This is a genomic window from Enterococcus sp. DIV0170, assembly GCF_051710765.1.
Taxonomy (GTDB): domain Bacteria; phylum Bacillota; class Bacilli; order Lactobacillales; family Enterococcaceae; genus Enterococcus_A; species Enterococcus_A raffinosus.
This window is the reverse complement of the sequence record NZ_JBIOLG010000002.1, coordinates 384,946-409,089: the sequence shown is the minus strand read 5'-3', so window position 1 is coordinate 409,089 and position 24,144 is coordinate 384,946. Positions and strand designations below refer to the sequence as shown.

General features: G+C 40.8%; 28 protein-coding genes and 1 pseudogene. All 29 read right to left on the bottom strand.

From position 1 onward, the window contains the following. Window position 1: 1 nt before the first annotated feature. Window positions 2–3,184 carry a tape measure protein gene (locus IGI50_RS17650; protein WP_438777941.1) on the bottom strand — a complete coding sequence of 1,061 codons (3,183 nt, stop codon included), beginning with the start codon at window positions 3,182–3,184 and terminating at the stop codon, window positions 2–4. Further along, window positions 3,177–3,746, bottom strand: a complete 570-nt coding sequence (locus IGI50_RS17645; protein ID WP_438777940.1) for a Gp15 family bacteriophage protein — start codon at window positions 3,744–3,746, stop codon at window positions 3,177–3,179. Before IGI50_RS17645 ends, IGI50_RS17650 begins: the two co-directional genes overlap by 8 nt. Window positions 3,747–3,751: 5 nt before the next feature. Continuing rightward, window positions 3,752–4,141 (bottom strand): hypothetical protein, encoded by a 390-nt coding sequence (locus IGI50_RS17640; RefSeq protein ID WP_438777939.1) that lies wholly within the window; start codon window positions 4,139–4,141, stop codon window positions 3,752–3,754. Window positions 4,142–4,151: 10 nt separating this feature from the next. Continuing rightward, window positions 4,152–4,406: a fibronectin type III domain-containing protein gene (locus IGI50_RS17635; RefSeq protein WP_227655614.1), complete on the bottom strand. Its 255-nt coding sequence runs from the start codon at window positions 4,404–4,406 to the stop codon at window positions 4,152–4,154. 17 nt (window positions 4,407–4,423) lie between these two features. Continuing rightward, complete coding sequence (locus IGI50_RS17630; RefSeq protein WP_438777938.1) at window positions 4,424–4,906, bottom strand: phage tail tube protein; 483 nt, start codon at window positions 4,904–4,906, stop codon at window positions 4,424–4,426. Further along, entirely contained in the window at window positions 4,906–5,304 is a 399-nt protein-coding gene (locus tag IGI50_RS17625) for a minor capsid protein (protein ID WP_438777937.1), read from the bottom strand. Before IGI50_RS17625 ends, IGI50_RS17630 begins: the two co-directional genes overlap by 1 nt. Then, complete coding sequence (locus IGI50_RS17620) at window positions 5,304–5,630, bottom strand: minor capsid protein (RefSeq protein WP_438777936.1); 327 nt, start codon at window positions 5,628–5,630, stop codon at window positions 5,304–5,306. The genes IGI50_RS17625 and IGI50_RS17620 overlap by 1 nt, the downstream gene beginning before the upstream one ends. Then, window positions 5,630–5,971: a putative minor capsid protein gene (locus IGI50_RS17615; RefSeq protein WP_438777935.1), complete on the bottom strand. Its 342-nt coding sequence runs from the start codon at window positions 5,969–5,971 to the stop codon at window positions 5,630–5,632. The genes IGI50_RS17620 and IGI50_RS17615 overlap by 1 nt, the downstream gene beginning before the upstream one ends. After that, window positions 5,965–6,369 carry a hypothetical protein gene (locus tag IGI50_RS17610; protein WP_438777934.1) on the bottom strand — a complete coding sequence of 135 codons (405 nt, stop codon included), beginning with the start codon at window positions 6,367–6,369 and terminating at the stop codon, window positions 5,965–5,967. Before IGI50_RS17610 ends, IGI50_RS17615 begins: the two co-directional genes overlap by 7 nt. Window positions 6,370–6,408: 39 nt before the next feature. Further along, window positions 6,409–6,654, bottom strand: coding sequence for an Ig-like domain-containing protein (locus IGI50_RS17605; protein ID WP_438778435.1), 246 nt, complete (start codon window positions 6,652–6,654; stop codon window positions 6,409–6,411). Between the two features lie 17 nt (window positions 6,655–6,671). Then, window positions 6,672–7,532 (bottom strand): capsid protein, encoded by an 861-nt coding sequence (locus IGI50_RS17600; RefSeq protein ID WP_438777933.1) that lies wholly within the window; start codon window positions 7,530–7,532, stop codon window positions 6,672–6,674. 2 nt (window positions 7,533–7,534) lie between these two features. After that, window positions 7,535–8,104, bottom strand: coding sequence for a phage scaffolding protein (locus IGI50_RS17595; RefSeq protein WP_438777932.1), 570 nt, complete (start codon window positions 8,102–8,104; stop codon window positions 7,535–7,537). 96 nt (window positions 8,105–8,200) lie between these two features. Further along, window positions 8,201–8,371, bottom strand: coding sequence for a hypothetical protein (locus tag IGI50_RS17590; protein ID WP_438777931.1), 171 nt, complete (start codon window positions 8,369–8,371; stop codon window positions 8,201–8,203). 15 nt (window positions 8,372–8,386) lie between these two features. Then, window positions 8,387–9,544 (bottom strand): phage minor capsid protein, encoded by a 1,158-nt coding sequence (locus tag IGI50_RS17585; RefSeq protein WP_438777930.1) that lies wholly within the window; start codon window positions 9,542–9,544, stop codon window positions 8,387–8,389. A 4-nt stretch (window positions 9,545–9,548) separates the two neighbouring features. Next, entirely contained in the window at window positions 9,549–9,809 is a 261-nt protein-coding gene (locus IGI50_RS17580; RefSeq protein WP_438777929.1) for a hypothetical protein, read from the bottom strand. Then, window positions 9,809–11,308 carry a phage portal protein gene (locus IGI50_RS17575; protein WP_438777928.1) on the bottom strand — a complete coding sequence of 500 codons (1,500 nt, stop codon included), beginning with the start codon at window positions 11,306–11,308 and terminating at the stop codon, window positions 9,809–9,811. The genes IGI50_RS17580 and IGI50_RS17575 overlap by 1 nt, the downstream gene beginning before the upstream one ends. Window positions 11,309–11,322: 14 nt before the next feature. Next, window positions 11,323–12,606 (bottom strand): annotated as a pseudogene (locus IGI50_RS17570) (PBSX family phage terminase large subunit). Then, the gene (gene terS, locus IGI50_RS17565) at window positions 12,596–13,357 is read right to left on the bottom strand and encodes a phage terminase small subunit (protein WP_438777927.1); all 762 of its coding nucleotides are present in this window, start codon (window positions 13,355–13,357) and stop codon (window positions 12,596–12,598) included. The pseudogene IGI50_RS17570 and the gene terS overlap by 11 nt, the downstream one beginning before the upstream one ends. A gap of 162 nt (window positions 13,358–13,519) precedes the next feature. Beyond that, window positions 13,520–14,041 (bottom strand): hypothetical protein, encoded by a 522-nt coding sequence (locus IGI50_RS17560; protein ID WP_438777926.1) that lies wholly within the window; start codon window positions 14,039–14,041, stop codon window positions 13,520–13,522. Between the two features lie 5 nt (window positions 14,042–14,046). After that, complete coding sequence (locus tag IGI50_RS17555) at window positions 14,047–15,321, bottom strand: SNF2-related protein (protein ID WP_438778434.1); 1,275 nt, start codon at window positions 15,319–15,321, stop codon at window positions 14,047–14,049. Window positions 15,322–15,430: 109 nt separating this feature from the next. Then, window positions 15,431–15,730 carry a VRR-NUC domain-containing protein gene (locus IGI50_RS17550; protein ID WP_438777925.1) on the bottom strand — a complete coding sequence of 100 codons (300 nt, stop codon included), beginning with the start codon at window positions 15,728–15,730 and terminating at the stop codon, window positions 15,431–15,433. Window positions 15,731–16,087: 357 nt separating this feature from the next. Next, window positions 16,088–18,505 (bottom strand): DNA primase family protein, encoded by a 2,418-nt coding sequence (locus IGI50_RS17545; protein ID WP_438777924.1) that lies wholly within the window; start codon window positions 18,503–18,505, stop codon window positions 16,088–16,090. A 15-nt stretch (window positions 18,506–18,520) separates the two neighbouring features. Next, window positions 18,521–20,479 carry a DNA polymerase gene (locus IGI50_RS17540; RefSeq protein WP_438777923.1) on the bottom strand — a complete coding sequence of 653 codons (1,959 nt, stop codon included), beginning with the start codon at window positions 20,477–20,479 and terminating at the stop codon, window positions 18,521–18,523. Beyond that, entirely contained in the window at window positions 20,476–20,919 is a 444-nt protein-coding gene (locus tag IGI50_RS17535; protein WP_438777922.1) for a hypothetical protein, read from the bottom strand. Before IGI50_RS17535 ends, IGI50_RS17540 begins: the two co-directional genes overlap by 4 nt. Before the next feature lie 54 nt (window positions 20,920–20,973). Next, on the bottom strand, window positions 20,974–21,555 hold the full coding sequence (locus tag IGI50_RS17530; protein WP_438777921.1) for a DUF2815 family protein: 582 nt from the start codon (window positions 21,553–21,555) through the stop codon (window positions 20,974–20,976). 21 nt (window positions 21,556–21,576) lie between these two features. Beyond that, window positions 21,577–21,882 carry a hypothetical protein gene (locus IGI50_RS17525; RefSeq protein WP_438777920.1) on the bottom strand — a complete coding sequence of 102 codons (306 nt, stop codon included), beginning with the start codon at window positions 21,880–21,882 and terminating at the stop codon, window positions 21,577–21,579. Further along, window positions 21,882–23,057 carry a DUF2800 domain-containing protein gene (locus IGI50_RS17520; RefSeq protein WP_438777919.1) on the bottom strand — a complete coding sequence of 392 codons (1,176 nt, stop codon included), beginning with the start codon at window positions 23,055–23,057 and terminating at the stop codon, window positions 21,882–21,884. Before IGI50_RS17520 ends, IGI50_RS17525 begins: the two co-directional genes overlap by 1 nt. 2 nt (window positions 23,058–23,059) lie before the next feature. Next, window positions 23,060–23,536, bottom strand: a complete 477-nt coding sequence (locus IGI50_RS17515) for a hypothetical protein (RefSeq protein ID WP_438777918.1) — start codon at window positions 23,534–23,536, stop codon at window positions 23,060–23,062. A 13-nt stretch (window positions 23,537–23,549) separates the two neighbouring features. Then, complete coding sequence (locus tag IGI50_RS17510) at window positions 23,550–24,137, bottom strand: hypothetical protein (RefSeq protein ID WP_438777917.1); 588 nt, start codon at window positions 24,135–24,137, stop codon at window positions 23,550–23,552. Between the last annotated feature and the right edge of the window lie 7 nt (window positions 24,138–24,144).

Genomic DNA, 24,144 nt, shown 5'->3' with positions numbered 1-24,144 from the left:
TCTATTTTAATCGCCCCCTTGTTTGTCTTTCTGTCAGTTTGGCTAATTGCAGAGAAGTATCTTCGATCGATTGATCACTCGATAAATCAACGTGTTCTATATTAAATTTAAAGATCGGTGAATAAGACTTTGATTCGCTAGAGTTATTAATAATTTGATTTCCGGTGCTAACCAAGCCCATTCTTCCAGCTCCTAAAGCAGTCTCAGGGCTAATTTTTGATAGACTGTTTCCGTAAAATCCCAAATCAAAATTCGTTGATAGTCGATCTCCCATAGTGGATATATTTTTTTGAACACTTCTGAAACTGGAATTCAATCCTCTGTTTAAGCCATCCATGATAGATTTACCTGCTGGGATTAACAATTTTTTGTCATAAGAAATAGGTCCTTTATTGGCTTCTATCCAATCCGCAATTCCCCCGACAAAGCTCTTTACGTTCTCAAAGCCTGCTTGAAGTCCATCCAAGAAACCATTAATGATGGATATTCCAGCATTCCATAAGCTATCTGGAACAAATACACCAATAATAGCTTCTAGTAAGTTCCATGCAGCATTTCTCACATCATCTTGTCTATCTCTAATATTGTTTGCAAATCCATTAATTAAATCAATCGCAGCATCCATCAGTCTACCTTGTGCTTGAACAACACCTCTAACTAATGCGTCAACTAAATCCATTGCAGCGTTCACGATATCCGGGATTTTCCGGGCAATTCCTTCTAAAAACTTCACAATAAGATTTACTGCCGAATCAATGATTTTACCTAAATTATTTGCAATACTGTTGATAAAATTAGCTATAAGATTTGCTGCAGAGCTCACAATATCTGGCATTCTTGAAGCTAAAGCATTAACGAAATTCACCATCAAATTAACCGCTACATTCACGATATCTCCCATTCGAGAAGCTATTGCATTTGCGAAATTTACAACTACTGAAATAGCAGCATTTATTAAATCGCTAATCTTAGAAGCGATACCTTGAAGCAAAGCGATAAGTAGGCTCATTCCAGCGACAATGATGTCTGGTAATCTTTGCGTTAGCGCTTGTAACCAAGTAACCACTAAATTCGCTCCATTAGATACAAGAGTAGGTAATTGTTGAGTAATGCCTTGTAGAAGTGCATTAATTAGACCGATACCAGCTTCTATTATTTGTGGTAAAGCAGTGGTTAATCCGCTTATCCATGCAACGATGATTTTAGTAGATGATTCTATAATTGTTGGAATTAGTATCAACATTGATTGAGTAAAAGAATTGATCAATTGAACAGCAGCTAAAGCAATCATTGGTAGTCCCTGTGCAATCCCAAGAACAAAGCCTGCTATAACTTGAAGGCCGCCTGAAATAATTCCCGGCAAAGCTGCTGCAATAGCTCCTAATATCCCTTGTAGCGCAGTTCCGAAAGAAGTTCCTAATTGTGGACCATATGTAGCTATGCCTTCAGCTAGCCCCTGAATCGAACTGAAAATTGTGTCCATGCCTTTTGAAATATCTCCGCCACCGATTACTTTTGCAAATAATTCAAAAGCTTTAATTACTAACCCAACTGGTCCAAGCAGAGCTAGAAATATGGATTTAATCACCTTAAGCCCAATTCCAAAAAAGTCAACAGAGCTTGATCCTGATTTAAAGCTTCCGATCAATGTTTTTACGCCATTTGCTAATTTTGTCATTCCATTCCAAATAGACTCTGGCAGCATCTCGCTGAATCGATTATGTAGTTCTGCTACACTTATACTCCAATCATTAAACGCAATTGCTTTAAAGGCTTTTGCTAGTAATTTGGTTCCTTCTACAACATTTTTTAGACCATTCGCTAAACGTGTCATTCCATTCCATAATGATTCCGGGAATAGTTTTGTAAATTCGTTTTTTAAATTTGCTACATTAACGCTCCAGTCGGAAGTAAATATAGCTTTAAATCCTTGCCATAGTAACTTTAATCCTGCTAATACTTTATTCATAGGAGCCAATAGCGAAGATAACGCCTCACCTATTTCATTTACTTTATTTCTAAACCCCTCGTTGGTTTTATAGAAATAAACAAACCCTGCTGTCAGTGTCGCAATTCCTGCTATCACTAAAGCGAATGGGTTAGCCATCATTGCAGTCTTCATCAAAGTAAATGCTGATTTAACACCTTTTATTGCATTGGAAACACTATTTAAAATTCCTATAGTTCCGTTAAATGCAAGAAAACCTGACGCTACAGAAACAATAATCCCACCAAGGATTTTGAAAGCAGTTGAATGCTCTTTAACAAATGCGGTTCCTTTTTGAATCAACGGAATTATGTTATCCATCGATTTGACTATCGCTGCACCAGCAGAGTTAATCACTCCTTTTAAACTGTCTATGTGCTGGGCTATTGTTTTACCGCTCAGCTTTTGGACTAATTCGTCAAACTTAGTAAGTATGTTTCCTAGGTTTTTAGAAATTGAATTCTTCAAATTACTAAATGAAGTTGCTAAGCCGAGACTATTTTCTTTCGCCAATTTGGCTAAATCACCAGTGCCAGTACCTAACTCAATTAGTTTATTTTGAAAGTCATCAAAGGTTACAGTACCTTCTTTTAAAGCAGCATATAAGTCTCTCTGTGCTGATTTTCCTGTGTACCCCATTGCTTCTGCAGTCTTTTGCAACGCAAGAGGCATTGTTTCTTGTAATGTTTTCCAAGATTCTAAATCGACTGTCCCTGTGGAGAGCATTTGATTGAATTGTTGCATCCCTCGATTTGCATCATCGGTAGAAGCTCCAGAAGCAAGAAAGGCGTTATTCAGAGCTAAAACAGTATCCGTGGATTTATCAAGGTCTCCAGTAATAGCCGTCATTTGTTGCGTGTTAGCTACTACGTCATCTAACTTAGTCGGTAATCCATCAATTCCATCAGAAAGCTTCTTGATGGATTTATCTGAGTCTTCAGCACTAAAACCTAATGCTTTCATAACTTTCGGAAACTTCTGCATTGTGTCAAAGCGTGAGACTGCATCACCAACTGAGTTTTTAAGCACATTAAAAGCCGCACTGGCAAGCTTTACAGCTCCGACAGCAACGGCCATATCTCTAATGCTCTTATTGGCTTTTGTAGATTTCCCCTCTAATTGATCCAAGTTTTTATTCAATCCAGTTACATCTTTACCGTCAACATTGACGGATATCGATACCGTTCCATCACTCATCGTCATCCTCCTCTCTTAACATATTTGGAAGAGCGTACTTGCGCTGTAGTTCACGCATTCTACGCTTTTCTTTTGCATCCATTCCTTTTTGAGGTTCCCAATTTCGAATCTGGATAATCCGTTGCATAATAGAATCGTCTGGTAAACTCTCAAGAAGTGCCTGGAACTCTTGCCAAGAAAGTTTTCCTTGCTCTGCGAATAGATTTATCCCTATTTGCCTGAACGACGCATAAATGTACTTCGCATCATAAACGATATCTAAGCTCTTTTTGGTCGGCTTTGTTGGTAACTCATTTCCAAGTTCATCAATTTCAGGTTGATTATTTCCTTCGAATAAAATGAACTTGGATCGAATTAACTCCCACATGTCCAATTTTTCGGATAAACTTAAATCCGTTTCTCCTACTAATAATTCAATAATCAAATCAATCTTTTGCTTACTAAACAGCTCTTTGTCTGCTAGAACATCAAACACGTCTAGCACATTGTCAAAAGCTAAATCAATTGGATAGGTTTTTTCACAAAAAGAAAAAGAGGTAACAAGCGGATCATTTAACCGCATACTTGTCACCCCTTCTTAATAGCTTTTTTCTTCAAATATTCTTTTTGAACATTATTTGATTTGTTTTCTTGCTCTTGTTTGAACTCATCTATATTCTGTGCAATCCCGCTAGCTAAATCAAAGAATGCATTAATCCAAGCAATAAGATCCGGCACCTCTTTGTATAGCTTCGAAAATGCTCCGTCGCCAAGCATTACGTCATAGCCTAATCCAAGCGCTTCTTTCTTCGATTCGATATCGTCATCATCCTTCAATTCATTTAGTTTTTTTTCGACTTCTGCATATTTAACCTCATATTCTTCAATATGCTCCGCAGAACAATCAAAAAAGAAATCTAATCCTGCTAATGTGACAGGGAACCCTGTTCTTTCCACATTTATATTTAAAGCTTTCATTCTCGTCCTCCTAAGCTGGTGTTGGAGTTATTTTCACAATGGCACTTTCTTTTCCATAGCCAATTTCATTTTTAGCTTGTGCCTTAAACTCATACTCCGATCCATTTGTTAATCCACTAATATCACCCGTTTTGGTTGTAACTTCTTTTTCAGTGAATATAGCCGATCCAGTTCTATATAGAATCTTGTAGCCAGTAATATCCGATGCGCCGGACGGATCAGTAAGTTTATAGCTCACCTTTCCGTCACCAGCTGTTACTTCAATAGATGGGGCATCGGGCGCTATTTTTTTGGTGTTTTCTCTGGAATTCGATCAAAAGTAATTGTGCAGCTAAAATCTTCATATGCTGTTGCATCTCCAGCACCAGCGACAATATCAGTCAACGTTGCACGCCCAACATAAGTATCTCCATTTGTCATTACGACTTTATGCCACACTTTTCGTCCTTCACCAATTTTGTATTTCTTTGATTCTACCAAGGCTTGTGCTGCATCCTCAGGATCGTAGGAACCTTCAGGACTATAAGCGCCTGCGACCGCCGTTACTGTCGTTTCTGGTGTTCCATCGCCATCGTAAAAACCTGTATCGTCTGTTTGTTCATCGGTATCATCTCCAATCGAACTAATATATTTGGCTAACCGTAACCATTCTTCGCTTTCCGCTGTTGGTGCAGTTTCTTGACCTGGTGTGTATTCAGCTAAGTAATGTTCCCGTTTCGCATTCTTGTTACGGGCAAATGTTTGTAAATTCATTTTTAATTGCATTATTTTTCCCCCTTGAAGGTTGTTAGTTTTACTTGAAAGTCTAATAAAAAAACGAACCAGCCTTGTTCATCAGCATCATTGATAAACGGCTTGCTCGTTATAATGAGATTATTAAATTCAAATGATTTATTTGAGCTAGTTATCGCTTCTAGTTGTTCTAAATAATCTGAGATCAACCACAAGACTTGCTCTATCTTGTCACCATCTTTTGATTTCATTGCGATTTCATAATTCAGTTGTTGATCCTTTACTCCGTCATAAAACTCGGTTACTACCTGACCACCGGGCAAAGGATAAATCACCAAGCTTTCCTCTGCAGAAAGGTATCCTTTACGGATTAAAAGAGGTAACCCATCAATTGAATTAATTGAATCTTTAATACGATCGATAAAATCCATTAGTTTATTCCCGCCCCTCTTAGAAAAGCTCGATTCCATGATTTACCATGCAGTGACTTGGCTTTCAAGTCCCAACGTGGGCCCGTTGCAGGTGTCGTGTACTTTTTACCTCTTAAATAGAATTGGCGCTTTGCATATTTTGTTTCATAAAGAATTGCGGTTCCATCATTTTTCAGGTGTGCTGTTGATCTTAGGATATTTTCTTTCTTAGGCACAAAAGGATTCATATCTGCCATTGCTTGATTACCAAAAGCATACCTTCCGCGCTTCATAGCCTCAGGGCTAACCTTAGCTCGAACACCCTTGATGTTCACTTCTACACCCATCAGATCACCTCTAACTCGTATGAGTATGTGTCGTCTGTATAGGCTTCAGTGACCCGATCCACACTTATTACCTTGTGTTCTTTACCATCAAAAATCACTAAAGATTGTTCCTTGAATACAGGCATAGGGGTAGTCAATCCTGAATAGCAAAAAACGACTGCATTATAGAGTAACTGCTTCCCATTCGATGAAAAAGTATATTGAGTACCTCGATCAATTCGGCTGTTTTCTATAGTTACGTAATCACCATAAATTGGTTTGTTGTAATCCCCTTCTCCCAAATATTCCCTGTACATAAAATCATCAACTAGGAATTCTTTTGGTGGTTTCGGCATCAACATGATTCAACACCTCGATACACAAGCCCTGTGCCTTCCAGATAAATGTAAATATCCTCTGCCACTAAAGACTTACTCTCGTTAGCTCCCGATGAATTATATCGGCTGCCATTTGAAACACTGGTACGACCAGCAGAAAAAGTCTGTGGCGCTTTGTTTATGCTCTCATACGTATCAGCTCCTAGCTCTCCGAAATATTCTATTTGGCTGCAAAGAGCTAACTTGAATTGTTCAACTCGAAAGGAAATTGGATCTTCAGCGATCTTATGCAACTGATAAAAACGATTTGTGATATTGTCGATCACTGCGGTGGCTTTTCGATAGAACTTTTCGAATGTTTCTTTATACTCATCCGATTTTCCAGTGATTTTTTTGAATTCTTCGAATGTAATATAGCTCATGACTTGCCTCCTTCCATAAAAGAAAGGCTAGCCAAAAGACTAGCCTCCACTCGGTTCAGTTATTGTAACTTCACATGTTGCAGTTTTTCCATTTATAGTCTTAGCAGTAATGGTAGCAACCCCTGCAGCAATGGCGGTTACTTTTCCTTGTACTGGAGTGACAGTTGCAATAGCAGTATTGCTCGAACTATATTGGACTGACTTATCTGAAGCGTCACTAGGTACAACAGTCGCAGACAGAGTTTCGTTTGCCCCAACTTCAAGAGTCAACGTCGTTTTATTCAGCGTAACTCCTGATGGGGCTACGCTTTTGGGATATAAGAAACATAGATTGCTTTCTTTGCATTATCAAATACTATCGCGTCGTAATAATCCAAACCTTTGATAGTATCGCGGTAACCATTGCGGTCTTGCGAAGCTGGAACAGTGTCAACAGTACCAAATTTAACAATTGGAGCAACTGCTTCAAGCGGTGTAACAATGAAGTTGATCGAATCTTCAATGCTGATTCCTTTAATACGATCTTTCGCAACTTTGAGAATTGGAACGCCACCATCAATTTGTGCTACTGTGCGATTAATTCCAGCAATTTGCATTTGATTAGTTGAAAAGGTTTTGCTGACGCCTTTCGCGTTCTTTAACAAACGATACGTCGCTGCAGAAACAAACATCACATATCCACCCGGAACTTCGTTATCCGTCATGTATTCTTCTGCGGCATCATAAGCAGCTAAAACAGTATCCTCCGTCAATGTTTCAGATTTTTTAGTTCCAGCATTATCAAACATGACTTGAATTGCGACTTTGTCACGATGCGGAGTAGTGATCAAACGCTTGTGCTCGGTAACAACATTATTGATCGTTAAAGCGGCACTTTCCGACTGATCCAGCTGATCAACATCGTAGGCCATCCAATCCTCATGTGTAAGTTTGATCGTCTCTTTCTCGATAGAAATTGCATTTCGAGCATTGTCTTGGTTACGTTTGTACTGAGTGGCGTCAACAAATCCGGACATTTTATTGATTCGAACCTCATTCGCGCCAACGAAATCTGCAGCAGTGATGCTTTTTGCGCCTTGCGTTAGAACGTCCCAGACTTGGGAATCCGCACGAAATTCTTTGTCGATTGTTGCTAAATCTTTACTATCTAATACTAATGCCATAATTATTCACCTAATCTTTCTTGAATTTTTTGTACGATTGTTTTATCACTGCCTTGACCGCCGCCAGCAGGATTTCCAGCAGTGACGATTTCTGGCTTTTCTTTTGTGTTTGGATCAGTTGTTTCTTGAAACAAGAAGGATTTACTTTCTTTCAAACCATTCAGTTGCTCATCTAAGCCTTGAAGACCATTGTCAGTTACTTTGATCGTGTCACGATCTAACAGCCCTAAAACAATACTTTCGTCAAGCGCGTTTGCTTCTTTCAGCGCTAACTTAATCGCAAAGTCTTTTTGTTGCTCGGTGAGCTTGGTTTCAGATTCAGTCTTTGCAGCATCGAACTTACTTTGCAAATCAGCCAATTGTTGGGTGAGCTCTTCATTGCCCTTTGCGGACTCTTTAAGTGTGTTCAGTTCAGTTTGGTTTGTATCAAGCTGCTCTTTGAATTGATCCCGTTCTTGTTCTGTAGTGGCTAAACTTTTGTTCAAATCATTCACTGTTTGACCATGCAGCGCCATAGTGGATTCGATTTGTTCATCCGTTAAACCTAGTTCTTTCAATTGTTCTCTCTTCATTTCATTCATCCTTTCGAGTTTTAACGTGGCAACGACCACGATGGAGTGAACAGTTTAACGCCGTATTCAGGGCAAAATAAATAGCCTTAACGTCAGCTAACGAGATTTTGGATCACCAATCAATCTGGCACTATCTGCCTTGGTTGAATTCTTTAGATTATCTGGAGGTTTCTTCATTTCATCAATTAGGAATTGCTGATAATTTTCATCAAGACCTCGAAAGAAGTCGATGAAGTCGTGCTCGTTACTGCGGTTAGTGTTTTCCATAACGTTTCAGCTCCTTTAAAAGTCATCATATCTAAAATCTTTGAGTAAAGTATTTATCGGTGTGTATACTTTCTCTCTTGCATAGTTACGACTTAGATATTCGTTAGAGGCCACGAGCTCTCTCATTTTCGCTTGTGAGGCTCTGACTCTTTGCCCCCACGCTTTCGCGCTATCTGATTGGCCAAGCGCCTCAGCGACTGCCTGATTCTTTTTCAACTTAACGATTTGACGTTCTAAGGCTCTTTGCCTTTTGGTCAATTCGGCTACTTTAGCATTTTCTTTTTCGTCAAACTTAGGCTGATTATTTTCATTTACACCGGGAATATATGGGATATGCAGATGAGCACAATTGACCCCTCTATGACCACTAGCTGTGCCGTAGTCGGCTTTCCAGTATGGATCATAAATACTACGGTACTCGCTGTCAGACGGTACAGATTCACGAAGATCAACAACGTGACCTTGTATCAATGAACATGCTTGTCGAGCTCCCATGTGACTCGTGACGATTACAGTGTGGACGCCATACTCTGCCATGCGATCCTTACGCAATTTGTCGTAAGTGTTATTTAGAGTAGATTTCAAAACAGTTCGAGCGTATCGCTCTAAACTCCACGTATGGCCGCCTTTATCGACGAATGTAGAGCGGATACCTTTTTGCGCCCATTCCCTAATAGTTTTTTCTAACGCTTCCTCAAACGTAAAAAGACCGCTGTTGAATGCAGCAGTCGTCTTGTTTATGATTTCGTTGAACATTTGAGTGGTCGCAGTGCCGTAACCAAAGTTGGTGGAAAGCAATGTTTGATTCACATAGTTGTTAATATCACTCCACACTTGATCGTGATAAGCCTTCATTATGTTGTCGAGATCGTTCGGCAACGGTAGCGGATCATAAGGCATCTGCTTGTCAATGTCCCGAACAATTTTCTCGCCGGAGGATTCAAACATCCTCGTCACTTCTGACTCCGCGATACCTGTGATCTGAGAAATGACCTTGATTGCCTCCTTATTGAACAAGTGAAGTTCTTGAAGCTTTTCACGCTGCCAATCAAGAATGTTATCATGCCCTGTATTCAGACGCTTTGCAATCAGACGTATCAGCTCGCCTTCTAATGACTGATAGAGATGAGCCATGTTACTAGACCATAAATCTAGTTGATGCGGTGTGATCATGCTATCACTCCATTTCCTGCCTCAATCGATTCATTTTCTCTTGAATTTCAGCAGCGAGTTTCGTTCGGTATTTCCCTGGTTTGGTATTCTGCTGCTTGATTAAAAGAGAACGGATCTCTTTGTCAGAATAGAAAATAGTCGTCTTACCCTGACATTTTTCACATTCTGCAAATTCATGAACGATCCCGCCGTCTAATTTTTCAGAATCTCTAACAAGTCTCGTTAACTGTCCACACTTTCCACATTGAAATAACTGATCAGACATTATTCATCATCCCCTAGCTGTTGATTCGCAGAGTTATTTTCTTGTTCCGCATAGTTCATTTCAAGAGTCTCGGCTCTGATCTCGTATACGATCTTCTTAGCTTCCTTCTCGGTTGCTCCAGTGAGCTTCTGAATCGCGCTCAACTTTGAGGAAAGACCAGCAGTGACCAATTTAGAATAGTAGTCTGCTTTAGCGTCCTGCGATTGAAATACACCATCATCAAAGTCAATATTGACTCCAAATTCTTCTGGTGCTGAGAATAGATCATAGGCATCTGCCAACTCAAAGATGGTGGTGATCAATTCTTTTAGTGCTTCCTCAACGATCAAAACATTATCCGATCGTGTTGAGAATGTCTCAGAATTTTCGCTGATGATCTCTGTAGCCGTCTTGACAGATTTCCCATCAAAACTAAACGTTCCACTAGAAAAGCCTGTCTGAAGCTCAATGATGCGAAGAATGAAGTTTATACTGTCAATGAACTCTGTTGAGCGAAGCGACGGCGAAAACTCGTCAATAAATGGTTCATCTGATTTCAAGCGCTGGTAAACTGACGTTTTGCTATCGAACCGCCTGATCGGATTACCTTTCTCATCAAAGCGGACTTTGAAAAAGTGATCGGACGCAAGAATTTTACGCTTGGCTTCCGCGATCTCCCACATAAATTCGTCGTACTTTTCATTGATATCGATCAATTGCCGCTTGGCGTTATCAATTACACCGAGACTGAGCGGACTATTTAGATCAAGGTTGTTTTTCCCTGCCAACTTAATATAGACGAACAGTGGGCGGCTAAAGCCCTTCATTTCCGCCTCATCTTTAAGTTTCTTGTATTTGTCGAGCGTAGCTAATGGAACTTTTACGCCTACCTGGTTCTGATCCTCAGAGCGATATAGCTCGTTACGAATCCAATAAGCCCCATTTTCCCACTCGTGGAACTCTAGAAGTGTGTAATACACAGTCTTTTGACCTTCTGCTTGCTGAGTCACCGTCGCTATCGCCGCTTCTGAAATATCATTTGTGTTCGATTGCAAGGGATAGAAGGTATCCGCGCGACAATAAGATATTTTAATCTTTCCAGTATTCGTATCAACATACGGCCGCAATGCCAAACCACCGATTGCGTACCCCGCTTCTAACTCCTCACCAAAGTTCTTTCTGAATTTGTTATCGCTAAATACTTTTTGAAGAAATTCGTCTGCTTTGTCATCATCAACAGTGATATCACAACCATCATTAAAAACGAGCTTGGATAATTTCCTAGACACCACTTTAGAAACATTTAGCGAGTGAAACGGCCGTGTCGTCATTAACCCATCGCTATTGATATAAGAGACATCAGGATAGGTATTCTTGTAGATTTTGCAGTTATCTTGAATCCGGTTGAATTCACTAGCATTCACGGAAATCTTGGGATGATCCGTAATATCGTTTAAAGTTTGAACGACTCCCACTTTTGCACCTCCAATTCTGAATAGAGCTTTTACTCTCTCAAACATTGCTTCACCTCTTTCTAGGCGATATAAGTTTTATAAAAATAATTGTTGCCGTATCGCGCTTCATCAAGCGCATGATTGTATTTATCGATCGGCAGTCCATTGTCGTTCCGGACGTACATGGACAATTCTTTTTCAAAATTGTAATGGTCAAATTGATCCGCGCTATCGAGCAATAAGAACTGCCGGCTCTGAATAGTATTTTGCAGCCGCTCGATGCCGACTTCAATTTTTAAGCCGTTACTGGACACCTTGTCAGAGCTGTTGTTGTCGGCTCTCTCAGTATCAATACCGATAAGTTCGAGTTCACTTCGTAACGTCTTACACGCCGGATCAACAAAGAACCAATTCCAATGCGGCAAATCTTTCCATTTCTCATAGCACCATGTGACGAACTGTTTGATCTCTTTTGCATAGATCGACATGGCTTTGGTTACACCCGTATCACTACCGCTGTGATAGTAGTTGGCTAGTCGGTATAGATAAAACTTCCCACCGTGATTGGTCACCACCCAGAAAGCGCATGTCGTTGCATCAGACTGCCCACCATCAGCGGTGAAGAACGTTTCAATCACCCGACCTTTGATCGTTGTGGTCTTGTTGTCTTTACCAAACATGGAGTAGATGACACCTTCTGGAAGAACTCGTTTGCCATACCAGTCACGATCTAGTAGATACTCACTACTGGATAACTCATCAAAAAGCTGCTGCTTTCGATCGTCGGACAAAATCGGGTTATCATCTGGTGTCCAGTGTCTAAATAAAAAACGCCCCGATTTCTCGAAACGTTCCAATAATTCTAAATTCGGATGGTTTGGCGCTGGCGGGTTTTGCTCGCCTAAGTGATAACGCCACTCTGCGGCAAATGTTCGCCGAAAGGACTCATTAATAAAATCTTTGTGTAGCAAGTTGAACTCAAGGAAAGTAACAGAACCAAGCGACATACCAGTAATAGCGCCGACACTGTTCACTTTGCCGCCGCCTTTGTAATAAATCTTCTTTTCCCCATTAGGTGCATACAACAGGAGATGATCACCGTGCTAGTCATGGCGTACCTCAGAGCTTTCAGCAAAGATGTGCATCAATCCATAGCCGTCACCGTCCATGAACATTCGGAAGGCTTGTTCTTGATTGTACGCACTCACCAGATGATTCTGGTCAGGCGATCGCAAATAGAAGTCCGCCATCTTAAATATATCGGCGGTGGTCTTACCGCTTCGTGGTGTCCCTTCGTTTAGTTCAAAGGTGATCTTGCTCATATCAAAGTTAATATTTTCCTGTTGTTTTCTACTAAACTTCATCAGAACCACTTCCGTCCCCGCCAGATTTAACGTCCAACAAAGCCTTCAATAGATCGTTACCAGAATTTGAGTTGGTAAGTTTGTTGGCTTCATGTTGCGTAATCTTAGCCTCTGCTTCAGCTTTTGTGATCTGAGCTTTCATAATCGTTAATTTCTGACGTCGTTCGTCCTGTTCATCAGAAATCAGAACGAACTGCTTAATCAAATCAGATAACGCCTTCATTGCCCGTGCTTGTGCATTCAGGAAATTAGCCTGTTTATCCCATGCATATTGAATAGCATAAGATTCACTACCTCCCTCAGCTCCGGAAGACCATCCAGAAGTTTCTTTTGATAGATCGTCACGACTCTCTACAAACATGATTCTTTGTGCTCGGATAATCGCTGTATATTGGATCATGATATTATTCCAGATGATATCTGAGGGATCCGAGTCAATTAATTCCTCAGCAATCATTCGGCTCTCTTCTGGCATATACTTGGCAAAAAGCCCATGTTTAAAAGCGTTCTGATTTCCGCGCGGTGGGCGCCCTCCCGAATTCCCCATAGAATTTTTATTTTTTCTTTGTCCTCCGGGCTTGTCCGTTGCGTTGCGTCGTGTTGCAACGTTTTTGTTTTCGTTGCGTTGCCAATGTTCACGATTTTTTCTACTACGAACTGTAGAAGGACTCAGATTATATTTTTCGGCTAAAGCTTTGAGAGTTATATCTTCTTGTTCAAACTCTTCTCTGATTTTATCCCATTCAATCAAGTCACTTTCACCACCTCACTCATCGTGTTTGTTTTGTAAACTCTGTTCTCTAGTATACGAAAAAAGACACCCACAAAGGGTGCCTTCCTAATCACATTTATTTCACGCTATCATAATAAAACTTTAAATCGGCGCTTTCAAGACCATGATTTGGACATTTGGCTACAGAACCATTCTTTCTAGGTCGGATAGGCTATCAATTCCAAAAAGAAAGATAGATAATTCTTGCGTTGCTTTCGTCTCGTCTCTTCTGATTGTTCGTTCATCCAAATTCATCAATTCTGCCAACTCTGCTTTTTTCATAGCGTCGGGAATGATATATAGCTTCTCGATGACTTGGCAACGTCTTAAATTTGCTCCACCTTTATCTGTGCAATACTGCTTGTAAGATCCCCAGGTTGACTTGAAGTAATCCAGCATCCTCTTGGTCTTTGCTTTATATTTCATCAATGCTCTTAAACTTAATTCTTGTGGATCAAAGATCACTTCTTCGTAATCATCTATGTCTTCAATGATTTCTTCGCAATGTTTTTCTAACCAAGTATAGTGTTTTAACAAAGTCTTTGTATTTCGGAGACGCCAATCCTTATTTGGTACTTTTTTCTTCTTGTCCTGCTTCTTTTGTTCCTTCATCACAGCTTCAGCGATAATTTGTAATTGGTGTTTTGTTAATCCTCCTGCCAAATGTCTTACCTCCGATACTCATTTATTCTTGCTTTTACTGCTGCCATCAATGCTTCTTGGCCGACTTCTTTGTTTGCCAAGGACTGCATAACATCTTCATCAATCGTACCTTTAGCGATCAGATGATGGATGATCACGGGTTCTGTTTGTCCTTGCCTATCCAGCCTCGCATTTGCTTGTTGGTATAACTCTAATGGCCAATCAATGCCAAACCACACGATGATATGACCGCCGTGTTGCAAGTTCAATCCGTGTCCTGCTGATTTTGGATGGGCTAGTAACAGTGGAAGTTTTCCATCGTTCCACTTTTTGACATCTCCTGCAGCAACATCTAAACGCTTGACATGTTTGAATCGTTTTTCGATTCGTTCGGCCTCGTGTCGAAACCGATAAAAGAGTAAAATTGGTTGCCCTTGTGCGTCTTCAATGACTCGTTCTAGCGCATCTAGCTTCTCTTGGTGTATTTCTATCGCTGCACCATTCTCGTCGTAGATGCATCCACTAGCAAGCTGTGACAGCTTCCCAGATAAAACGGCCGCATTGCTGGCAACCACATCCGAGTCTTTTAGCTCTAACACATATTCGCGCTCTAGCTCTTTGTACTTCTCCCAGTTTTTTTTTGATAACTCAACCTCAACAATGTTATCCGTTCGTGGTGGCAATTTTAAATAATCCTTCGCCTTCATGGAAACGCAAATATCACTAATCTTTTCATGAATCGCTTTTTCTGCACCCGGTAACAATTTCCAGCTATATACGATATGTCCGTTTTTTTGTCCCGGTGTAAAATAGGTATTTCGGTACTGCGTGATCGTTTTTCCTAATCGTTCTCCCTGATCCAATAAATAGATTTGCGGCCACAGGTCCATCAAGTTATTTGGTGCTGGGGTTCCTGTTAATTCAACCAACCTCTCAATCTTAGGACGTACCTTTCTCAAAGCCTTAAAGCGTTTCGCCTGCGGTGATTTAAAACTCGATGACTCGTCAATAATCACGGTTCTAAAAGGCCATCGTTGTTTGTAGTGAGTCACCAACCATTCCACATTCTCACGATTGATCAAGTAAACATCTGCTTTTTTCATCAAGGCTTCTTCGCGCTGTTTTCGTGACCCTAAGATTTTTGAAAAAGTTAAGTGGTTCAGGTGATCCCATTTATCAATCTCGTCTGTCCATGTTTTTTCTGCCACGGACAATGGGGCAATCACCAATACGTTTTCTATGATCTCAAACGTATTCAGTAGTTCGTCAATCGCTGTTAGGCTGGATAATGTTTTCCCCAGTTAAAGTCCCATATCTAGGAGTAAGGCACAAAATGGATGGTCCAGAATAAAGTTTTTTGAATACTCCTGATATGGGTGTAAAGTAGCTTTCATGTTTTCGATCACTCCTTTAGGCGTTAAAGTAGCCACGTTCTGTAAATTCTTGAACCAACCGTTCTGCTTGGCGTTTTGTGTAACAGGCGTAGACTTGCTGATTCAGTTCTCTTAATTTATTTGCTGTTTTTTCCTGTAGTTTACGCAACGATCCGGTCGGACGTTTCATCTCAACCAAAACGGATTTCCCATTTGGAAAGAAAACGATTTGATCAGGGACACCTCTCTCTCCGGGACATACCCATTTCATGGATCGACCGCCAGCTTGCTTGATTTTGTTTTTGAAATACTTTTCGATGTCTTTTTCTAGTTCCATAATTACACCTCTTCAACGGTTACTTTTTTTTTCAACTCACTACTCTTTATATATATATTTATTCTTTTTTCCTTTTTTATACCTTTATATTTATACCCCCCTTGTGTGCATAGAATAAAATAAAAGGTAACAAAGTAACTTCCTTTAATAAACCTTGCCCCGATGGGCTTTCGAGGTTACTTTAAAGTTACTTTAGGTTACTTAACTGGCTTAAAGTTACTTTTTTAGCCCTCTTTTCAGACTGGCGGTTACTTTGCTACCTTTTTTTCCAAGTACAGATATTTTTCAGACTTGAAATAAAAAGTAACAAAGTAACTTTTCAAAAAAGGTAACCTTTGCTAGCCTAAAAAAGTAACCCTAAAATCCGCCGTTTCCTGTGTCAATTCCTACCCAACATTTTGCAGACTTGCCATCTATTTTTACAACCTTATTCTCGTACCCGAGTTCTTTCATTCGGCTCACGAAATTATTCCTGGTGACAGGTTTGTAGCCTGAACCTTTGCAATAGGCTACGTAGTCACTGTAGGCTTCTTTAACCGGTGTTTTCTTCTCAGGATCAACGGTACACTCATCTTCTATAAACAGAGATAAAATGTCATTCCCTTGAACCCATTCATCCACATTCCGTTCCATACCACCTGAGATAGAAAAACCATTCTGCTTCAGTGCCCTCCGTAATCCCTGCATTGCTTTGTTAAAAATCCCGGCCATTTCCTGCTTCATAACTTCTTTTGGAAACCTGTTTTTCACGTCATCGGTTAACACCGTATCAATCTTAAGTATTAACATTCGCCTTGTTAGACCACCGCTAAAATCGCGCATTGCGGGTAGATGATTCATAACAAAAGTCAACTTGGCATAATTGTAAAAGTATATAGGGTCCAAATTTTTTCGATCCGCGTAAATCGTATCTTCTCCTGTCAACTGTTTCAGAAAAGAGCCATCCCCTAAGTATTCTTGTTTCGCCTCAGCATCAAAATTGGCCGTCTTACCATGTAACCCAGCAGCAGAAAAGCGTTCTTTGGCTAAACTTTTCAAAGATACGGCGGAATAACTGTCCTTCCCTACAAAATCCCGTAAAAGTTCAACCAGCGTTGATTTTCCAGTTCCTCCTGATCCATAGATAAAAAGTAATTTCTGCAGTCTGTATTTCCGGTATAGGCAATACCCAAACCACTCATAGACAAAATTTACATTGTCTTCTCCAACGATTTCTCTGATATATCCGTCGAAGGTAGGGCAATCGGCATTCGGATCAAACTTGATGGGATGTGACGTTCTCGCATGCAACTTTTTATCAAAAGTGGGTGAAAAGGCATCCTGTTTCAAATCATACACACCGTTTTCAAGAACTAATTTGTTTACATCAGTATCGTTAAAGTCTTCATTAACGTATATCAAACTTTTTATTGCTGAAATTGTTTCACTTAAATATCTTATTTTCGTTTCCTTTCTGAGCTTTCGTATGGTGATATAACTTCTTAAGTATTCGTCAGCCGCAGAATGCCAAGTGCCTGTTTTTCGGTCATAGCGAAGGAATTCGGTGCCGTTATAAAACAAGTTCACTTCACTCAGAACTTCCTCAGCTAACAAATACGTATTAACCACAGGGTTTCCATTTTGGTCAAATTGCAACCACTTGGTTTTTCTCGATTCCTCAACTTCTTCATCGTCAAAACCGTCGAACTCATCCATTGCTTCGCCTAAACGATCTTTCTTCATCTGCTCCATGACGGAAACATCTTCTTGCAGAAACTCGTTCATCGTCCGAAAACTTTTCATTTTCTGCGGCGGCGTGTTTGCTTTCATGTCTTCATCTAGCTCACCGAATTTTTGAATCCGTACTAAATCAAAGGCATTGACTAAATGATCACCAACAGGGTCTGTTCCATGATGGCTGTAAGCAAACTTATCATCATAGATAACTAATCCGCCACTGGTTGATCCACCTAAAAACGTCCAACGATCATCGCGTCCGGTTGGTCCATAAACATCTGGCAAAAAGGTTTCGATCGCTGAGACGATGTCATACGTCCGACAAAAGGCTCCTACAATACCCTTTTTTGCTAACGGATCCCCGGCTTTTTTGGCCTGACTATCTCGGATCGTATGCCCACGGCTGCTCTCTGGCCAGAAACTTGAATCCTGCCAATTGTCATACTGGCTTAACACCTCATCCGGGTCTACCCACGATAAATCTTGATACGCAGTGAAGTAATCGCCATCTATGGCATGACTAGCCCAATACATCAACCGTTCTGCTTGATACGTTGTATCATCAAAATTATCCATCCCTATAGATTGTGCGAGTTTTCTTGCAACAGGCTCATATTCTTCTGCTGTCACTGGTCGACTGAGGGGAATGATCAAGCGATATCGTGGTCCTTTTGCTAGGTGACTGTGTGTCGTGTACACAGCCGCCGCGTGGTCAAACAACATCTGCACGTCTTCCCAGAAATCTAGTGTGGTGCTATCTGCGTCTAAGGTCACGATTGAACGCTGTTGCATATAACCTCGTTTTCGTTTTCCCTGTTTCAACCATCCACCAACAAAGCCTCCGACATCTTTAATATCATCTTGTTTAGCCTTTGGCATTTTCCTGTAGTCTTCAATCGTCTCTTGGGTCACCGTTGGGGTGTTCAACCGTTGAATAAATTCGGACCATTCAAGCGTTTTATTTTTCCACTTTTTCTCTGTCTTAGAATTGCCAATGGCGAGATGGATCTCACCATCATATTTCAAATTGAATCGAGCTTTATATTTTGGCTGTTCCATCGCCGCGCTTCCTTCCTAATCTTTCATGTAGTATTTTGTCTCAAACCCTTCTGCAGATAGTGGTAACCCCTCTGCCCAAACAGGATTTACAGACATGATTTGATTCATTTCCTCGATAGAACGTTCGCCATCGCGAACTTCTGCGACTGCTTCATCATGAATATGAAACACAATTGGAAAGCCCTCTTGATCTAATCGCAGCATTGCTTCTGCTAACACATCTCGAGCGGTTGCCTGCACAATGTTTTCCACCAATTTACCGCCATACGTCTGCTGTTTTGTGAACATGACTTTGTCGCCTTGTCCTTCATAAAAGACAGCATCGCCATATTTTCCTTCTTCAATATGGGCTTTGGCGTACGCTAGTTTTCGTCCACTGGGTAATTGGATGAATAGAAATCCACCTTTTTTGAAAAACTTCAACCCATGTGGTCCTTTGGTAACACCACCGTCTTGTAGACAGCGAATCACTGCTTTTTGAGTGTTATACCAAAAACGAACAATTTTTTTATTTGCATTTCGCCAGCGATCCACGATATCTTGTAGTTCACTTTCAGGGATGCCTTGATCCAATGCGCCCATTGCTTTCAGTGCACCAACTCCGCCTTGGTAACCCAATGCTAATTGCGCAATTTTACCACGTTGCCGCATGTCTTTTCCTTCATGACTTTTCCAATCATAATCTTCAACAGCACCAAGATGGAACATCTGTGCAGCAGTCGCCTCGTAAATCTTTCCGTGTGTTTTAAATACGTTCAATACCCAGTTTTCTTTTGCGTACCAGGCAATCACCCGCGCTTCAATCGCAGAGAAATCAGACACAATAAAACGATGCCCTTCTTTAGCAACCAACCCTGTTCGAATCAACTGCTTTAACGTATCCGGCACCTCGTCATAGAACCACCGAATGGCTTCTGTGTCTTTCTTTTTCACTAGGTCCCTAGCAAAACCAATTTCATCTAAATAGTTACGCGGTAAGTTCTGAACTTGTAACAATCTTCCAGCCCAACGCCCGGTTCGGTTCGCCCCATAAAATTGCAGAATGCCGTGGATGCGGCCGTCACTGCAACGCGCACCGTCCATCATCAAGTATTTCTTTGTACTTGAATTCGACAAGCTTAAACGCAACCTGAGAGCCTCAGACACATCCGCAGGTAATTCACCTAGTTCTAGCGCTTTGACAACTAAGTCTTTGCCTAGTGATTCAAAGGGCGTGCCCTGATCTGCCAGCCATTCTTTAAATTGTTTCAAACTGTTGGGATTGTCTAAACCGGTTACTTCTTTTAGCTTATTCATATTGACTTCAGTCAGATCGTTCATAATCTCGATAGCCGATGAAGCTAGTTCGTGATCAATCTCTGCGCCGCGATCATTAATCTGTTGATCCAGTGCATACAATTCCCATTCAGATTCTTTTACAGGGAATCGGTTCAGTTTGTCTGCGATCGCCATTTCAACAACTACGTCTTGGATGCAGTAATCAATAAACGTCTGCCATTTATCGGGGGCGTCCTCTGGAAGATTTCGCGACCGCTGCCCGTTTGCTTTTGTTGGTTTGCAAGGCTTTGAAAAATAATTGATCAACTGTGTCCCTCGTGTATCTTTCTGCTGTTCGATGTTTAGATACTTGGCACACTGCCCCAAACTCGCAGGCAACCCTAACTCATTAGAGTGAACCATCGTACAGTGCCATTGCTTTGGATCAAGCCACAGGATATTTAAGTAACGAGATAAGCAGACACGTTCAAATTGGGCGTTAAAGGCGATTTTCAATACCTTTGAATCACTGATCGCCTGTTCAATCTCTTCTGGAATTTCATCAATGGTTAGATCGATGCATTCAACTGGACCGCTGTCTACAGAGTAAGCAAAAAGTAGAATTTCAAAGTTTGGACTATCCGCATATTTGTAAACACCCACTTTAGTAAGGTCTTCATCCGAATATGTCTCAATATCTATATTCAAAGTTTTCATGAGTACAACCCCTGTTTAATGAACGTTGATTGGCTCCAAAAACCTTTTTGACATACATTCTTCTTGTACTGGTTTTTCATTTCTTCGCGATATAAATCTTCACCGAAATAGGAAAAAACTTTTGATTCCCTATGTGACAAAATATGTTTAATCAGTTTGTTCAATTCTTTTTTACTTGACCCGTAAATATATTGAGTAAATTTGTTTTTTAACACTCTTCGTTTTCCTCGATGGTTTACATCCACCATAAACATGTAATTTAAATGTTTTTTTCCTCTATGATCACCAATTCGTAATGAATTCGCTAAGCCACAATCAAACTTCATGTACAAACTAGTAGTAGAAAAAGCTTCATAAAATTGAATCACAACACCTGAGGCCAATAACTCTTTAGATATATATGCAGCGGCTTCGCAGACAGTTAAATTTCTTTGTTTCAAACAGAACACCTTCTTTCAAATTAAGAAAAGGGACGTTGCCGCCCCTATTCAGTTTTATGCAAACATATCGTCATCGTCTTCTTCGTCATCCCAGTCAAGATCACCAAAGTCAGATTCTGCGTTCGCACGGCCGCCAAGATAATCCCCTTTTCCAGTAGTTAAAATATTATTCAATCCAGCAGACACACCTTTATTCCCGGCAGTGTTATAAGCATAGAAGTTAACTGAAGTAATCGCATAAACGCCTGAATACACATCGTCAGGACTGTCTGTTTTCACAAGCATGCCATCTTCCCGTTTTACGACTTGCGGTTGTGTTTTACTCGATACATTCATGAAGTACATGCCTTCAAACTCTGGGCGTTCTTCGATATCCATTTCATCATCGCCATCGCGCAAGGTAGTCTTCAAACGATCAAATTTTACCCCTTTAAGCTTGTCGCTTTTCGCTGCTTCATATGCGGCTTTAATTGCTTTTCTCATGTACCCAACGGTTTCTTTGTCCTCTTTTGGAATGAGTAACATCACAGAATATTTCTTCTCTTGTCCCTCTTCCATTGCATGAGGTTCTAACACATGCACAAAACTTAATCTCACTTTATTTGTAATTACTTTCGTTCCATTCAATTTAGCCATTTTATATTTCCTTCTTTCGATTTATTTGAATAATTCATCAACTTCGGCACTCATAAAGTGTGCATCGATGTCGTTCATAATTTGTTGTTTGTAGCGTGTCACTTCTTTCAAATAACTCGCTACGTCATGTTTAATCTGTCGATCAATAAGCAGGTCTCTGCTGACTAAGCCGCGTAGAGCTTTCGTGATGCTACAATAAAATCCTGCAAAAACATACTTTTGATCTTCGTTTTGAACCTCAAGAACGACGTTGTAATTGTCCTTCTCCATGATTCGGTACCCTGTACCTTGAAAGAGTACGACCTTTGTTTTCTCTTTAGTGGTCATTACGCGTCAACTCCTTCGAAGTCACCTTCGGCACTTTCTAACCCGTTTAATGCTGGACGTTTGTCACTTTCGACAACTAAAACGGGCTTTCCTTCTGGTTTAATTACGTAATCCGCCGATAAATCTCCAAACTTCTTCTTTCCGACAACTTTTTCTAGCTGACCGATTGCTTTCAGCTCTTGAGGCTTCAAGATTTCATCGTCTTCGTATCCTTCAGCTTCTAGAACCATTAATAGCCCCTCGGTATCGGAGATTTTACGATTTGATCGTCCCGCTACCAATTTCCAACCAGGGAATTCTTCCCCTTCAGTCAGCGCTTTATTCAACGCAAAACTCTCCACGTGCTCGATCCATTTCTTTATTTCTGGAGCACGATCCAAGATTTCAGCGATTTCTTCATTCGTTAACAACGGTGCTTCTTTGAAATCGAACGTATCGATCAGTTGGAAGTTTTTTTCCGCCCGAGGTCGTAGCTGTGCGCGAACTTTAGAAAATTTCACCACGTCGTCTGTGATCGTCCATTCGCCGTTTCCTTCATATGCTTGAACGGCTCTTGGCGCAACATAGTTATCTGCCCAATAAAGCAATTCGTCTTTTTCAATTTCAAAGGTCGAGAGATTGTCTAAACGCGGCTGGACGATCGTCATCCGAACCGTCTCAAACTCGTAGATTAAATCGTACTTATCGACAGCACCCAAGGCGTACAACATCAACTGTGGGTTCAAATAAGCATCTACCGGAACACCTTTTCCATATTTCAAATCGATAATCTCGATTACGTTGTCGGCTAGAATCACCACATCTGAGGTTCCAAAACCTTCTGGTACCCACTGACTGAAATCCACTCGCTGTTCCAACTCAATTACGGCGTTCTCGTAGTGATTCGCACGCTCTTCTACCAAGTCACAATAATTGGAAACATAATCTTCCATAGATGGATCGTAGTACGAATTTTCTGCTTTGAATTTTTTTAACTTGCTATTCACAGACCGCGTAGGTATTAATTTAAACCGTTTGTTTAATATCAGCTCTGCCAACTCATGTGCAGCAGTTCCTTCCTCCGCAAAAGAACTGCCGCGATCCTTAACCGCTTCCTCTAGCCTTGCAATCGGTGGACAGATCAACCACCGATGTGCGCTACTGGCTCCTAATAATGCGTGACTTCCCACTGGCATAATTAATCACCTGCCGTTGCAATCAACGCTTCTAAATCTGTAATAAACGCTGAATAGTCTTCTTCCTTCAGATCACTAAGTTTTCCCGCATTGAAGCGCCCAAATGCCGTTTTGACTTCTGGACGGTGCCCACCATCCATAGCTTTTTTCATCGCAGCTTGTACGTCCGCTTTCGTCGCATTCGGATGTCGCCCTTCTGTGATTGATTTATCTGGTTCATTATCAACGGATTTGGTTTCTGTTTTTTTGTTATCCTTTTTAGTTGAAGAATCTTTTTCCTCGGAAGTCTGTTCCGTAGAGGCTGCCTTCTCCTCGGTTTGTTCCTTTTTTACCTTTGTCGCTTTTTTCTGTTGTTTCTTTTCAGCGACTTCATCTACTGCTTTTTGAAGAATTGGAGCTGGATTCGACACGAACTGCCCTACTGTTTCCAACAGTTCTGATACTGATTCTGCCTCAATATTTAAATAAATTTTTGTCATTTTCTTTTTCCTCCTAGTAAGTTGTTTTAGGCATGATCAGCCCGATAAATTGGTTCTCGCTTTCAAAGACAACGGCTTTGTTTGGACTTAGAAGCCGTATTTCAACAGGCAACAACGCGCAATCAGCAATGAAGCTCATTAAGTGCGTAAGATAGGCGGCGCTACATCGAAATTCGATCTCATCGCCTGATTGATCTAGGAGCGCAAAGGTGCTTCGGGTGTCTCCTATGACATCAGCTATAACCAATTGTTGATTTTTTGCAGTTACCAAAACATCGCTATTTTTCGCAAAGCTTTTCAAAAACTTCACTATTGCTGGCGCCTCCGTCGGATCTAATTCCCAAAGCGCATTGTGGTCACAAGGAATAATTCGATCTACGTTTGGATAATCACCCTCAATTGCCTGCAGATCCTTCGGCTCAAAGGTGCACTCCTGCTGGGCAGGCATCCGATTAAATAGCCGTAACATAATGTGACCGTTTGTTGCTTCTACATGCCCATCATAGGTAATGTGAAATCCTTTTAAGATAGGTCTCATCGCATCTTTGTTAATAAAATTTAATAGATGGCGATAAGTGTTTTGTGGTTTTACTTTCCTCATTGTGATA